Here is a 13,697-nt window from a genome sequence, read left to right on the forward strand (position 1 = left end):
GATGACCGGGGCTAATGCCCTTCGGCTAATTGCTGTTAAAAAATCAGCCGCACGGCGTTAGCCGCGGTTATCTCACATTAACTATCACGCGTTCTAATTCAGAAACGCTACTGAGTCGTATTTTGCTCACCGCGGTTCCAGTTCTGGAGCCGCAGTGTAGTAATACATATTGGGTACTGCAGGCTGGAACAGTCCCACCCGATTCCACGGCGCCAGCATCCGTTCCGCCTGTTCGACTGCCTGCCTGATTTCCGCTTTCGCAAACCGGGGCTGCTGCTCCCAATCTGACACCAGTTGCAACCAGCGATCGACGGTTCGTACGAACTCGCTGTCATCGGCACATAAAAATAACGGTTGCTTCTGTTCCTGGCTGCGTTGATGCTCAAAGCTGGTCGCCGCTGCAAAATAAAACAACGTGCTCGCCGTAAACAGATTGAAATCAAACCGGCTGCGATAACAACAGGCCACCAGCCCATCAATCAATGACCGCTCTATTTGCAGCGACTTTGAATAATCTGCTAACTGATCTCCCCGCGAGTCTGTTTTCCAATGTTGCTCCAACACAGAGACCAGTCGCTCAATACCGCATAATGTCTGCGCGATCCCGGTACTGTGCAGCGGATCAATAAACCCCGCCGTGTGAGGTAATAGCGCCCAGTCGTTCCCGGCACACTGTGTCCAGCCCCGCTGCAGACGTCCTGTGGTGACCAGTCCCGTCTCCGGTCCCACGACAGACGCCTCGGCAAACTGTGCCTCGATCGCCGGATATCGCGCGAGCATCTGCCGCCAGTCCATGCCAGCTTGTCGCTCGTCCAATACGAGTCCCGCGCTGGTGATGCCGTTATTGAACCGCAGTTGCCACATCCAACCCTCCTGCAACACGTGATGCAACGCCGCTAAATCACAGGCAAACGGATAATCACTGCGATCCACCTGGTTCTGTTCCAGCACCTCATCCCACAGCTTGACGTCTCTGAAATGTCCATAAATCGCGCGAGATCGGGTGGCGAACTCCGTCTGCGGTCTGATTCCTAAAGCGCGGGGCACCAGACCTGCGGCTCCACTCGCATCGATCAGAAACGCAGCCTGCAGAGAGACTTCCTCACCGTTTCTACTGCCTGAAATTTGCCAGCCGTCTGTCCGTTGGAGTAATATTTCCGTCTGATCCAGGTACAAAACATTCGAATTCTGGACTTGCTTCGCGAAGAATTCATCAACGTCCGCCCGGTACCAGTGCGTATCTGCCAGCGTTTCACTCAAATTCGCTGTCACCAGGAGTTCGCTGCCATGCGCTGTATCGGTTTGAAACCGCAGGTCCGGCTGATGGACGAAGTAGCTGAAGCCCCGCTTGACGCCACAGGCGACATCAGGACAGGCCTGCTGCCACGTCCCATACTTGCAAAATGGCTGAAATTGTGGAAGATCGTACTTCTGGGACAGTGATTGCAGCAGATACCCGGCCGCGGGCGTCGACGATTCCCCAATCGAAAAACGGGGGTGTTTTCCGCGGTCGATTAACGCGACCGACAAGCCAATGCGGTCCAGCAACAGTGCCGTCAGGCTGCCACCAAAGCCGGCTCCCAGAATCACGACGTCAAAGTGCTGCATGAGAGTGGATTGATTCTACTTGATTCAGAGTTTGATAAACAATTCGCAGCAGACATATTAACCGATTGCTGACTCAAAGGCAGGTTCAGAAGGATAGATCATGCAGATACAACCGGTTCTCATCAACGGACAATGGATTCCCTCTACAGGCACCACCAGCTTCCAGGCTGTTAACCCGGCTACTGCCGAAGCGCTGGACCCTGTCTTCCCTGTCAGCCCGTGGGACGAAATCGAATCCGCGCTCGAAGCGGCTGCCGACGCTGCAAAAGCGATGCGTGGCTGGTCGGGACAGCGCTTCGCCGCCTTCCTGGAAGCTTACGCCAACGAGATCGAAAAGCGAACCGATGAACTGGTCGCAACCGCGCATGCAGAGACAGGCTATCCCGAATCACCCCGCTTAAGAGACGGCGAGCTTCCCCGCACGACCAACCAACTGCGCCAGGCAGCCGCGCATGCCCGCGAAGGTACCTGGACTCAACCCACCATCGACACGGCTGCCGGAATCAGTTCCATGTTTGGTCCCATTGGTCCGGTGGCGGTCTTTGGCCCGAACAATTTTCCCTTTGCCTTCAACAGCATCGCCGGCGGTGACTTCGCCGCTGCCGTCGCTGCGGGAAATCCGGTGATCGCCAAGGGTCACTCTTCACACCCCAAAACCACGCAGATCTTCGCGGAAGCCGCTGATGCTGCTGCCAAAGCGACCGACATGCCCGCAGGTTTCGTTCAGCTGATTTATCGCACGAGTCACGCCGATGGCTGCCGACTGGTGTCGCATCCCCTGATGGGTGCCATCGGCTATACCGGCGGACGTAGTGCGGGTCTCACGATCAAAGAAGCGGCAGACAAAGCCGGCAAACCAGCCTACCTGGAACTCTCCAGCATCAACCCGGTCTTCATCCTGCCCGGCGCGTTGACCGAACGGGGTGCTGACATCGCTGAAGAATTCAAAGGTAGCTGCCTGATGGGAACGGGCCAGTTCTGCACCAATCCCGGTCTGGTCGCCATTAAAGCCGGTGAAACCGCCGACGCCTTCATTGAAGCAGTCAAACAGAAATTCGAAGAGTCCCCCGCGGGCATTCTGCTGGGAGAAGGCGTGCAGCGCGGCTTCCAGTCCGGCATTACCGCCATCCAGTCTGCCGGTGCGACACTGGTCACAGGCGGCCTGCAGACCGACGGCCCCGGCTTCTCCTGTGCAAACACCTTACTCAAAGTCAGTGGCAGCCAGTTCCTGGAAAATCCGGAAGCCCTGCAGTCAGAAGCCTTCGGAAACAGCTCGCTGATCGTCGTGGCTGACTCTGACGAACAGCTGGTGCAGATCGCCGAATATCTGGAAGGCAACCTCACTGGCTGCATTTACAGTCATACCGGCGGTGAAGATGAAGGCCTGTACGAACAACTGGCACCCGCTTTACGTCAGAAAGTGGGACGCCTGCTGAATGACAAGATGCCCACCGGCGTGGCTGTCAGCCCGGCAATGAACCATGGCGGCCCCTTCCCGTCCACGGGGCACCCGGTCTTCACCTCGGTCGGCATTCCCGCCGCCATCCACCGCTTTTCGATGCTGCAGTGTTACGACAACGTTCGCCCGCAGCGTCTTCCCGAGGCGTTACAACCGAAAAACCCGAACGGCAAGCTGTGGCGGTATATTGACGGAATGTACACACAGGCTGACTACGAGGCATAATGTCAGGGCAACCAGGCGACAATGCCAGCAGGAAAAGCAGTTCAGAAACGTTCAGAGCGGGGAATCGGCGAACCTGCTGCGTCGCAGAAGCCTCTATAGGACTAAGCACTGAGAAAATATGAATTTACAATGATTTTTTTTGCCCGTAATGTTGTGTAGTCAGCGTGTGTGTTGCTATTATCCTGACTCAGTCAACAAACGGCCTGTCGAGAACAGCAAGCGAATTCCAACGCTTCAAGATCCAGCCGTATCCAATACAGTAAGACTAAATGAGGGCGTAGCTCAGTTGGTAGAGCAACGGACTTTTAATCCGTAGGTCCAGGGTTCGAATCCCTGCGCCCTCATTCTTACTTCTTATCTGGCAACACTTTAGAACTTGCCTCATTTCCCTGTTTGTCGTCATTTTGGGAACTCTTACGTAAACTACTACGGCGGTTTACCTCGCAGGCATCCCAGATAGAACGGGCTGTATCCTGTGCGTTCTCTTCAAGGTAGTATTCCTGAGTCGTCGCGATGTTCTCATGTCGCATCAGTTCTTTCAGTTCGAACGCCTTAACCCGTCGCGACCACCGGAACCCGAACGCCCGCCGCAGGTCATGAGCTGACGCAAAGCGGGGTTTTCGTTCGCCGGTCTTCTTATCTTTCTTTCCTTTGTCCCCAACCATGACATTAGCCTTTTCCCCGATATCGGCAACCACATTGGAAACGGAAGTCGTTAGCATCCGGTCTTTATGTCGTCTCATTGCCTGTGGATTGAATACCGGGCCGGTTCTCTCATCCTCTGGGACTTGATCCAGGAACTCATAGAATTCTGGTGTCATCGGCAACAGACGGTCTTTATTGCCCTTCTCGGCTTCTGCCCTGATACGGAACATCGGATATTCCCCGTCCAGATCAATACAGATACCCTCTTCATTGTCCCAGTACAGTTTTAAAGACTCTTCCAACCGCAGCCCGGAGAACCACAAGCCCCATAGATAGAACTCCCATGACGCTACGATCTCGGCTTTCCTCTGCTGGCTGGCTTCGCTTTCCCCCGGGTATTTGATCACTTCGGGGATGGCTTCAATCATTCGTTCCAACTCTTCCAGAGTAATGGGCCGTCCGCGCATTACCTTTTTACTTCGCGCCCGTTTGAACTTCGGGAAGTCGGGAACCTTGGCAAGCAGTTTCTGAGTCTTTGCCCAGTTGAAAGCGGCTTTCAAGTGTCCGAGACTGTTTTTGATTGTGATCTCTTCCAGCCCCTGCGCTCTGAGTTTCTTAACCAGCTTACTGATAGCTGTCTCGTTCATGCTTACGAGTCGCTTAGGATTGCAGTGATTTTCCACGTAATTAAAAACAGTGTTGATTTTCTGCTGAGTCCGTTCAGCATGTGCGACCGCCTCTTCTGTCTCATATCGCTCACGGAAGTCATCCCATGAGATTGTGGAACGCCTGAAGTATGTTCCCTCGTTCAACTCCTTTTCAGTCTGGCCGGCAATCCGTTCTGCATCACGCTTGATATTGGTTCTGGTGCTTTCCCATCGTTCTCGCTCTGTTTCTGGATCAACCCACCGCATATACCAGTTTTTGCTATTCTTCTGCTTGCTCAAATAAACGTTTATCACCGAAACCCCCTTACTTCTGAGAAAAAGGGGTCATAGTGACCCCTTTAATTAACTCCGACACAGTGTCGGAGTTTTAAAATCATTAAGGTGGCGATAGCTGCCACCTTAAAAAAACGGCTAAAAAGACCTTCGAATAAAAAGGACGACACAGTGTCACCCTTTTTGAAAACCCCCGTTCCGTCACTGTGTCGGAACGGGGGAAACAGGCAAAGCGTAGGGTAGTCATAGTGACCACCCTAATTAATGGTGACACGGTGTCGCCATTTTTTAAATCCCCGATAGGCAATAGTTGCCAGTCGGGGAAAACAAGGCGTTTATTGATGTTTTTCAGAATCGGTCACTGGTCGATAGAGTTGCAGACCGTGGTATTTCAGCAGATCGCCAGCAGCTGCTTCCGGATCCAATTGTCCCCACTCCAGCAGGTCCTGGGCATGCAGTTTCAGATAGCGTTCTGCCTTCTGTCTGGCCTTCTCCGGATCGGATGTGTTGAACACCCTTATTAGAACCTCTTCACCGCATGAGGGGTTTACGTTGAACGTGTGCCCTTCGTGGACTTCGTAGAGCTCTGGGGGGCCTTCGATCTCTTCCGGCAGTTCTGCTGGTTTAGTTAAGGGGGACACTGTGTCCCCCTTTTGCTCAATCGGTTCCAGATCAGCTGGATTGATGGAACGCGCGATGAAAGCCCGCTTGCGGACTTCTCCGGGCTCGCACTGGTCAAGCCGTCTGTTCAAATCGCCAATAATTTGTTCGCACTGTCCCCGGGGGCCATCGAGAGTGATAAATGCGGGGGGAAGATCATATTCGTTTTTCGGCATCCAGGGAGCCTGCAGAGCCACGCTGAGATTGGCAAACCTGCTGCCTACGCGAACTCTGATGTGCCAGTGTGATACAAACCCGTCTTTACTGACTGCGATGCGTTCACGGTTGAGAATAGCGGCAACCTCTGCAGCTGTTTTGGCTTTCTTGTACGTTGGTGTATGCGGGGGGACTGATCGCCATGATTGCGGTTTCCATTCTTCCGGAACGATGACCAGGTAAACTGGCCAGTTATGCCGCGGGGCATCGATTCGCAGCATATCTTCAGGAACTGGATTGCCAAACGGGGGAGCTGTGACCGGTTCCAGGGCAGACCAGTTGGTTGACCGCTGGAATAGCTGCTCGACTGGGGAATCGTGGAGAGTGTCACAAACGCTGCTGTGAGAGAGAGTAGTGCTCATAAGAGGCACCTTTCTTTACGCCGGAGCGTAAAAAAAGAACCCATACTCTCACACACAGCTCTCAGGTGGTATAGTGCCACCTTGGGGGCCTCACGGTTACCCCACTCTGCGCAAGAGTATGGATTCTTGGTTACTATAATTTTTTTGAGATTAAGCACTATAACGTCCTTTCGGACTTTGAGAGATTGCATTTTTAACCGCAGGTCCTCGATTGTCAACACTGACTCAATAATTCTCCCGAAGGTTCACTGTGGACCCTCGGGCAAACATAGCGTTTTTTGCCTCAAATTCTCCGGGTGTCCAAAATGAACACCCGGGAAAAAAATAATGGGCTCACTATGACCCCATTTTTTAAAATCCTCGATAGCTCAAAATGAGCCCTCGGGAAAAACAGCGAAAAACGCCTTGTTTTACCGAAGCGACAAAGTGGCGCTTCGGGAGAATGCTCTGCCATTTCAACTGCAATTAGACCCATAATTCATTGTTCAGAATTCAGTAATTGACATTGGTATATTTTCGTGGTTAGAGTGAATTCAGATTTACACACCTATTGAATTGCATCCGAACGAAGAATTAGTCATGGCTAAAAAAACACCCCCCAAAAGTACTGAAGAAACTCCACAAGAAGAGAAACCAACAGAGGAAAAAGAGGTTTTCGCGTGTGGATTAGTAATGCCAATTTCTGAAATTGATGGTTGCTCTGAAGCTCATTGGGAAAGCGTGAAAAAAATAATTATTGAATCACTGGATTGTGACTACCTGAATACATCATTGGTAAGCGACTCAGATGAATCTGGAATCATACATAACCGAATTATTCAAAACCTTTACACAAATCCTATCGTTGTCTGTGACGTAAGTGGCAAAAACCCAAACGTCATGTTTGAGCTGGGAATGAGGCTCGCATTCGACATGCCAACAGTTGTCGTTAAAGATGATGTTACAAAATACTCGTTTGATACGTCACCCATTGAACACGTTCCTTATCCACGCGATTTAAACTATCCTGGTATCGTTAAATTCATGAAAGCGCTGAGAAAAAAAGTTGATGCCACTATAGAGAAAAAGAAAGCGAATGATAATTACTCGTCGTTTTTAGGAAATTACCAAATAGAAAAAGTTGCCAAGATCAAAACAACTGAGATAACTTCGACCGATTTTTTCATAGAGAAACTTGAAGAGTTATCAGATAAGATGGATAGAATTAACAGGCAGATGCGTCCCCTTCAGCGTGAACCTATTAAACGAAGAATGGGCTTGGAGACGGAGAAATCTAAATCACCGAAGATAACAAAGATATTTGATTTTTCTAAAAAATATGATGTTTTAACTCCTGAATTAATCAGACTTAATATGACAGGGGGTCAATTGTCAGATTTGGTACAAGAAAACAATTATTTGGCATTTGATGCTGGTGATGGAATGATTCGGCTTATCAGAAATTCTACGTCAAAAGGTGATTTCTAAAACGATTTGATTAAATCTGTATAAGCATAATTACATCACATAACACAAACCCGGCCTCCCCAGAAGTAAGAAGAAGGAGACCGGGCCGTTGCGATGACTACGCTTCACCCTTCGCTTTGAAGGCTGCTTTTTTGTCTGCCATGGCGACACCGAAATCGTGATACGCTCTCCAGCTCATTCCCAGCGTGTTGAAATCAGTATCAGCATGTTCAATGATCGGATTTTGATTCCCGTTCAGGAATGCAACCTCCAGCGCTGCCACGTCTGCCGGATTGTTGAACAGGTACCAGGCCTTTGTGCTGGAACCGCTGAACGCTGCCGACTTCAGGTGTGGAGAGGGTACTGGTTCAAATTTACCGGAATGAGGATTCCCGTCTGTGACCGTTGCAACCTCACCGGTAACGACTTTCAAATCAGCATAGAGCTGTTGAGCAGTCACTTTTAAATCGGTCGGAACCAGCAACACTGAAGGAGACAACAGAATCGGTTTTCCGTTTTCGTCTACCTGGTCAAGAAATACCATTTCCCCAGCTGTCAACGATTCGATTGCCAGGGCCGTGTTCGCTCCTGCGAGGTAGTTGTTGTTGTCAGCGTGAAAGAAGTCATTCGGATTGCTCAACAGCAGGATGTATACCGTCTCTTCAACCTTCAGGGCAGACATACGCCCCAGGATGCGAGGCAGTTTGACAAAGGCTCCCATATCGTCGTTGATGATGTCCTGACGGGTCAACGTAATGATTGCCCCCTCAGTGTCGAGCTGGTTTTGGTAGCTTGATTCTTTCAGTGAGATATGTTTGATCTCACCACCTTTCGTGACTGGTTTAAACTCTCCGGATCCAGTCAGGCGATAATGAGAGTGAGCTTTGAAGTCTTTGTGTTCTGCAATTCCGCAGAACTTACGCCATGTTGTCGGAACGGCATTATAACCGTTCAGCAGATGCTTGTTGGCAACGTTCCCCAGGATTCCGGGAACCGAGAACGTAGAGAAACCTCCGCTGGCCTGAATGTTGCGGTCAGCTGTGAATGCAGCTTTGACGAATTCACGGTCACTCATACGGGCGTTTGGATCGCCACCATCAAGCGCGATGGCATCTTTCATGATGGCAACGATTGAATAGCCGCGGTACTCCCTCGAGACTGCTGCATTCATCACGCGTTCATCGTAGAACTGCCCTGCTTCGGATTCGGTCATGCCGGCTTCAATACAGGCAGAAGCTTCGATGACTTCCGTTTTGCTGGGATGTCCGGAGCTTTTACCAGGTAACGGAGCCCCGGGCATTTCGCCATGCATCCGGTCTACATTCCTCGCGCTATCCAGATACTGTTTAGGTCGCGCTTTAGGACGTGATGCTCGCAAGTTGATTAAAGCAACTTCATTTGCATCCTGTTCGGTCCATCCCTCCTCGATTGCTTTTGCTTGAATATGGTCTGGGCAATCGCTGAGAATCTGCTTAACACGTTCGATTCGCTTTCCCTCGGCTTCTGCTGCCTGGGCTTTGATTTCTTCAAGAGTCTTTTTTTCAGCCGTTGGTTGTGGCATGGTAAATTGTCCTTCAACATGAGCAGAGGTGTTCAGATCGGCGCCCATGGCAACGAATGAAACCTCTCGTAATACTGATTCACGTGCAACATAAATCGGGCCCTGGAACGTCTGCCCGTTGACGGTAACACTCTCTCCCTCACGAACTGATTCCAGGCGGGTAACGCCAGCTCCGATGGATGCTTGCCAGGGGAAACCGTTTTTTGCGGTATTCCTGACCTCGTCAGCTGCTTCACCGGATCCAGAAACAAGGCCGGCTACGTGCAATTCACCGTTGATTTTTTCAATCTCGGTTGAGTGTCCGACGATTTGACTTGAATCGTGGTCCTTCAGGATCGGCTGATTCTGCTTTGTAATCTGTAACCCAGCCAGGTCGACCACTACCGGCAGTCGAAACCCTGCCAGACGCATTGGACCGCCCGTGTAGGCAGTCATTGTGAAACGTTTCAGGCCTTCCGCTTGCTTTGCCTGCAGGTCGACCTGGCCACCGTTCAATGTGATCAAGGTTTTGGGTTCTGTTCGATACGTTGGCATTATTCAGCCTCTACGGATTCAAGATTCCGGAACCGCTGATCCTGTTCCTGATAGGAAATCCTGTTTGCTTTCGCTGCGTGAGCAGTACAGTTCAGATATTCCCGAACAGCCAGACGGGCTGCCATGTTGTCGATGTCGTCAGCAGTGAACCCCGTTTGGCCTGTGAATTCCTGCAGGTCCCTCAGTTCACGTTCAAAATCGATCGTTTTTGATTCGAAGTATCGATCGGTCGATTGCCGATAGTCGGTGACGGAAGTAACCAGGCCTCTGTGCCGCAGCTCCAACTCCGCAGCCTGGGGACTTTTGGGGTACTGGTTCTGAATGATCGCTTCTGCCCGTTCAGAGTCGAAACAATTACGAATCATACTTGCTGATTCTTCGTTGTACTCGTTTCGAGACATCACGTAGGCTGGTAATTCAACGGACATTGTTTTTTTCCTGTCGAGTTTTAAAAGTGGCTCACCCCGCCAAAGGAAATCAGGGCAAGCCACCCAATGAACGAGTTCAAAACTAATGGATATCGTTTTGAATAATTGGATTATTTCGACTGCTGACCGTTCTTAAAGACCGCTTTTACTTAACTAAGTAAGACAGGTTCTTTTTTTTCGTTTCCGGATTTGTGCTTCCGGAATGATTCGTTTCCCGCATGTGTTCTGGCATCGGTCACACTTCAGGTACTGGTGTCGGTCGATCCCTTTTTTTCGTGAGCTGTACACAAAGATTGATCCACCGCAGTCACACTGGTCACCAGGCATCACAGATGGTTCATCAGTGCCACCGAAAATATCACGCGTCAAATCTGCGTGAGTTTTTCCGCAGGCTGCCAGAATCGAACCAGTCAAGTCAGGTGCCAGCTTCGCGCCTCCCTGCAGCATCTGAACCAGGTTTCTGTATTGATCGTTCATAAGCCCCTCAAATCCTCCGAAGCGCAGAAACTGCGCTTCGGGAAAAACGCGTCTGTGTTGCGTAAGTAAAGATACCTCAAATACCGGTAGTTCCCTGTGGTATGGAGCTTTAAAAAAGATCGTTGGAAGGACCCGTGAAGTTGGAAATGCTGTCCTGCTCTCCGCTGCCCAGTGGTGACTCAGGGCTGACCAGTTGGGCTGCATTGATGCGGATCCCGCAACCGCCGGCCACCAGCTGCAGCTTGCGTAACAGATCGTCTGTGGTGATGTGTTCGTTGATCGGCTCAAGAGTCACCAGGAAGATTCTTTCTCCACTGGTCAGCCCCTGGTCACCATCGTCTGAACATGGTTGCTTTCGTATCATGAGTCACACCTCAAATAAATAACCTGGTAGGCCTTTGACCACACACTTCGTGCGCATACCCTGAGCTAAGACGTTAAATGTAACGCTTTAAAAAATACGCTTTCGCTTCGATTCGAACGGGACTTTGCTCCTCATTCCACGCCCACTCAGGGACGCCGCTTCTAACTGATGCACAGAGACGCCAGGGACGTCACTCCCTGACCGATTCATCAGCCTCCACGGTTACCGCTGGACACCCCCTACTCTTACCCTCGGGTAGTGACATGCTGCTAAAACACATGCATCGAAGCTATCTCAACTCACTGCCAATCAGGGCTATATGCCGCTGGTCGAGAACTTACGGCCATGGTGCAATTGGCGTTGTTCTCATTGAGTCGAAATTTCAGAAAAGAGTGTTTTAGCATTGACCGATTTGATTGGTCTGATATTATGCTTTTGTACTCGTTTTCGGTTGTCAAATCTCAACTCGCTGAAAACAACTTAAAGCCTCCAAGGGATCAATTCGGAGGCTTTTTTTACGTCTACGCTGTTACTGTCTTTGACTGCTCTTCAATGAACTTCTCGATAGCAGCGCGGGGATACCTGATAGTGTTCCCCAGGTTCATGTATTTAAGCAGACCCTTCTGCCTCATTCGTGAAACCGTTCTCGCTGAGCAATTCATCAGGTGTGCTGCTTCCTCTTCCGTGAGCAGCAGCGGGGGATTTTGAAATATCGTAGTAGCCATGATTACCTCGTTTTGTCTTCTGTGGTCTACTGCAGACGTTCACAGTTAGACATAGCCAGCGTTTGAATTACGCTCCCATTGTTGTACTGGTCTCATTTACGGATTCCAGGAAATCAATAAAGGATTGCCCCTTTACATATTTTCGATTTCCGATTTTCAGCATCTTCAGACCAGCCTTACGCGCTTCACGCAAAGCCCAGTTTCCCATACCGGAAACTTGCTTGAACTGATCCAGAGAATAGAGTGTATCGGGCTCAATCTGGCCGGTTCCCTTTGACATAATTATCTCCCTTCAATTTCTGTTTTGAGTTTCAATCATCAAACCTGTGATTGTCGTTTGAGAAATTTATACAAGGAGATTTTCGTTTGAAAAGAGAGAATATCGCGTCACTATCAAAGAGCACATCAGCGACTCAAAACTAGTGACGCCCTATGGAACCGTATGCGCCGTCATGCACCGGTATGCATCCTGAGATTACCCCTGGAATTTTTTCCACTTTTTTGAGTTTTTATCTGGGGTAGCGTTCCGGACAAGCATGATTCACTCCGTTTCACTGATTAGTGTGAACAGCAATCATTACACTGTTGATTGCCGTTGGATGAATTTCTACCGGAGGATTTAGATTTGAAAAGAGAGAACAAGAGACGAGAAAACAGAGTTCAGATGAGGTACAAGACTGGTGCAACTTAGATGCAGATCATTCACGCGCACCCGATCATTGTGTTTTATCGACCTTCTGAAATATCGAGTTAAAACCTGGAACACATCTCACTTTAACTTCGTAGTACTCACCGACCATATTGAGTTGAGTAACAGTTCCTTTTGTGTCTCTAATCAGAGGCTGCAGGATATGCCATAAATCACCTGCAACTAAAATGTGATATTCAGACAAACCATCAACAACGGATTTACTGAGTACAAAATACTCTACTCCCCTATCGCCATGCTTAAGGCGTTCCCTTTTCCATTTTTTCACCTTCTCTTCGATGTTAAGAAGCCCACCAGCAACACCCAATATCGCAAGAGGTATGCCCAGGAAAGCACCGATTATCTCTAAGGTGTTCATCGTGTATGTATTCCAGTTGATATCAAATAACTACGGCAACAGACCTCCTCAGGTCATTCACGGGGTATTTTATCTGAACTCATATGGAATAACGATATTAAAATTATCTGCAATTGATTAGATGTTTGGAATTGCGAATACTCAAAATGCAATCAAAATTACAGCAGATAATTTATGGATTAGAAGGAAAGGTGTTTTAATGACTACCGAAATCTACTTAGTTCTATTCCCGGCCATTATAACGGGCATCTTCACACTGGGAGCTGTTTATCTGACCAATAAGCAAAACAACCACCGAGTGAAATCACAACAGAGACATGAATTCGAAATCTCTCGTGAAAATATCTATCGCGATAAGCTTGAGGAGCTCTACACTCTTTTCAACAAGCACAGTATACAATTACTGGCGCACTGTAATAATCGAATGAACGTCATGGACGGTAGGACCACTTACATCGAGGCATTTGAAGCTGAAGCTGAATATTTTAAATCCCAACCTATTACCTTTGAACGGCTCGAGATGTTAGTCGATCTTTATTCTCCTTCCTTGAGAGATGGATTAAAAAACTACTTTCAAGCTCGTGATAGTATAGCTGATATAATACAGGACCATAAAATCAAATCTGAGCAAGGCGAAATAGATGGGGAGCAACATTACCAATCCATGGTATCAAACATTGATCATCTGAACTCAGTTATTATTCAATTTAAATCGATGATCGCTGCTCAGTCATTGCCCCGATAATAAGTATCAGAACCATATTGAACGAAATATTTTTGTGAGATAAGTTGAAGGGTTATATACTCAGAGACCAAACTACACCCGTTAATTGAGTCAATTTCAAACTACTACGTAAACTACTACGGCAACCGACCTCCTCGGGCCATTCACAGGGTATTTTACTAGAACCCAAGAGTAATAATGATATTGAATAAACCCTTAAAACGTAGTGTTTATCGATTGAATACCATTTGTTAG

At 49.1% G+C, this 13,697-nt stretch carries 13 protein-coding genes and 1 tRNA gene; 4 read left to right on the forward strand and 10 right to left on the reverse strand.

From position 1 onward, the window contains the following. Nucleotides 1-126: 126 nt before the first annotated feature. Nucleotides 127-1,608, reverse strand: a complete 1,482-nt coding sequence (locus tag GmarT_RS16415) for an NAD(P)/FAD-dependent oxidoreductase (protein ID WP_002647476.1) — start codon at nucleotides 1,606-1,608, stop codon at nucleotides 127-129. 100 nt (nucleotides 1,609-1,708) lie between these two features. Here GmarT_RS16415 and GmarT_RS16420 point away from each other — a divergent pair, with 100 nt between their 5' ends. Both GmarT_RS16420 and GmarT_RS16425 read left to right on the forward strand, forming a co-directional pair. Continuing rightward, complete coding sequence (locus GmarT_RS16420; RefSeq protein WP_002647475.1) at nucleotides 1,709-3,292, forward strand: aldehyde dehydrogenase (NADP(+)); 1,584 nt, start codon at nucleotides 1,709-1,711, stop codon at nucleotides 3,290-3,292. Nucleotides 3,293-3,563: 271 nt separating this feature from the next. Continuing rightward, nucleotides 3,564-3,636 (forward strand) — tRNA-Lys (locus GmarT_RS16425). 3 nt (nucleotides 3,637-3,639) lie between these two features. On the opposite strand, the gene GmarT_RS16430 is transcribed toward GmarT_RS16425, so the two are convergent. Next, the gene (locus GmarT_RS16430) at nucleotides 3,640-4,899 is read right to left on the reverse strand and encodes a tyrosine-type recombinase/integrase (RefSeq protein WP_149302975.1); all 1,260 of its coding nucleotides are present in this window, start codon (nucleotides 4,897-4,899) and stop codon (nucleotides 3,640-3,642) included. A gap of 314 nt (nucleotides 4,900-5,213) precedes the next feature. Then, entirely contained in the window at nucleotides 5,214-6,116 is a 903-nt protein-coding gene (locus tag GmarT_RS16435) for a hypothetical protein (protein ID WP_002647473.1), read from the reverse strand. A gap of 579 nt (nucleotides 6,117-6,695) precedes the next feature. Here GmarT_RS16435 and GmarT_RS16440 point away from each other — a divergent pair. Next, nucleotides 6,696-7,583: a hypothetical protein gene (locus tag GmarT_RS16440; RefSeq protein ID WP_002647471.1), complete on the forward strand. Its 888-nt coding sequence runs from the start codon at nucleotides 6,696-6,698 to the stop codon at nucleotides 7,581-7,583. Between the two features lie 97 nt (nucleotides 7,584-7,680). Here GmarT_RS16440 and GmarT_RS16445 read toward each other — a convergent pair whose 3' ends face one another. From GmarT_RS16445 to GmarT_RS16475, 7 genes are all read right to left on the reverse strand, one after another. Next, the gene (locus tag GmarT_RS16445) at nucleotides 7,681-9,657 is read right to left on the reverse strand and encodes a phage major capsid protein (RefSeq protein ID WP_002647470.1); all 1,977 of its coding nucleotides are present in this window, start codon (nucleotides 9,655-9,657) and stop codon (nucleotides 7,681-7,683) included. Continuing rightward, entirely contained in the window at nucleotides 9,657-10,085 is a 429-nt protein-coding gene (locus GmarT_RS16450; RefSeq protein WP_002647469.1) for a hypothetical protein, read from the reverse strand. The genes GmarT_RS16445 and GmarT_RS16450 overlap by 1 nt, the downstream gene beginning before the upstream one ends. Nucleotides 10,086-10,238: 153 nt before the next feature. After that, nucleotides 10,239-10,562, reverse strand: coding sequence for a hypothetical protein (locus tag GmarT_RS16455; protein WP_002647468.1), 324 nt, complete (start codon nucleotides 10,560-10,562; stop codon nucleotides 10,239-10,241). Nucleotides 10,563-10,671: 109 nt separating this feature from the next. Next, nucleotides 10,672-10,926: a hypothetical protein gene (locus GmarT_RS16460; protein ID WP_002647467.1), complete on the reverse strand. Its 255-nt coding sequence runs from the start codon at nucleotides 10,924-10,926 to the stop codon at nucleotides 10,672-10,674. Nucleotides 10,927-11,447: 521 nt separating this feature from the next. Then, on the reverse strand, nucleotides 11,448-11,651 hold the full coding sequence (locus GmarT_RS30240; RefSeq protein ID WP_002647466.1) for a helix-turn-helix domain-containing protein: 204 nt from the start codon (nucleotides 11,649-11,651) through the stop codon (nucleotides 11,448-11,450). A 67-nt stretch (nucleotides 11,652-11,718) separates the two neighbouring features. Then, a complete protein-coding gene (locus tag GmarT_RS16470) occupies nucleotides 11,719-11,931 on the reverse strand; it encodes a hypothetical protein (RefSeq protein WP_002647465.1) in 213 nt (70 codons plus the stop codon). A gap of 436 nt (nucleotides 11,932-12,367) precedes the next feature. Continuing rightward, nucleotides 12,368-12,718 carry a hypothetical protein gene (locus tag GmarT_RS16475; RefSeq protein ID WP_002647464.1) on the reverse strand — a complete coding sequence of 117 codons (351 nt, stop codon included), beginning with the start codon at nucleotides 12,716-12,718 and terminating at the stop codon, nucleotides 12,368-12,370. A gap of 121 nt (nucleotides 12,719-12,839) precedes the next feature. Between GmarT_RS16475 and GmarT_RS16480 the strand changes: the two genes are divergently transcribed. Further along, the gene (locus tag GmarT_RS16480) at nucleotides 12,840-13,463 is read left to right on the forward strand and encodes a hypothetical protein (protein ID WP_002647463.1); all 624 of its coding nucleotides are present in this window, start codon (nucleotides 12,840-12,842) and stop codon (nucleotides 13,461-13,463) included. Nucleotides 13,464-13,697: the final 234 nt, after the last annotated feature.

Origin of the sequence: Gimesia maris (assembly GCF_008298035.1) — a bacterium.
Lineage (GTDB): Bacteria > Planctomycetota > Planctomycetia > Planctomycetales > Planctomycetaceae > Gimesia > Gimesia maris.

Excerpts from the sequence above, each read along its gene's own strand:
- GmarT_RS16415 (WP_002647476.1), bottom strand. The coding sequence starts at position 1,608 with ATGCAGCACTTTGACGTCGTGATTCTGGGAGCCGGCTTTGGTGGCAGC.
- GmarT_RS16420 (WP_002647475.1), top strand. The coding sequence starts at position 1,709 with ATGCAGATACAACCGGTTCTCATCAACGGACAATGGATTCCCTCTACA.
- GmarT_RS16435 (WP_002647473.1), bottom strand. The coding sequence starts at position 6,116 with ATGAGCACTACTCTCTCTCACAGCAGCGTTTGTGACACTCTCCACGAT.
- GmarT_RS16440 (WP_002647471.1), top strand. The coding sequence starts at position 6,696 with ATGGCTAAAAAAACACCCCCCAAAAGTACTGAAGAAACTCCACAAGAA.
- GmarT_RS16445 (WP_002647470.1), bottom strand. The coding sequence starts at position 9,657 with ATGCCAACGTATCGAACAGAACCCAAAACCTTGATCACATTGAACGGT.
- GmarT_RS16450 (WP_002647469.1), bottom strand. The coding sequence starts at position 10,085 with ATGTCCGTTGAATTACCAGCCTACGTGATGTCTCGAAACGAGTACAAC.
- GmarT_RS16455 (WP_002647468.1), bottom strand. The coding sequence starts at position 10,562 with ATGAACGATCAATACAGAAACCTGGTTCAGATGCTGCAGGGAGGCGCG.
- GmarT_RS16460 (WP_002647467.1), bottom strand. The coding sequence starts at position 10,926 with ATGATACGAAAGCAACCATGTTCAGACGATGGTGACCAGGGGCTGACC.
- GmarT_RS30240 (WP_002647466.1), bottom strand. The coding sequence starts at position 11,651 with ATGGCTACTACGATATTTCAAAATCCCCCGCTGCTGCTCACGGAAGAG.
- GmarT_RS16470 (WP_002647465.1), bottom strand. The coding sequence starts at position 11,931 with ATGTCAAAGGGAACCGGCCAGATTGAGCCCGATACACTCTATTCTCTG.
- GmarT_RS16475 (WP_002647464.1), bottom strand. The coding sequence starts at position 12,718 with ATGAACACCTTAGAGATAATCGGTGCTTTCCTGGGCATACCTCTTGCG.
- GmarT_RS16480 (WP_002647463.1), top strand. The coding sequence starts at position 12,840 with ATGTTTGGAATTGCGAATACTCAAAATGCAATCAAAATTACAGCAGAT.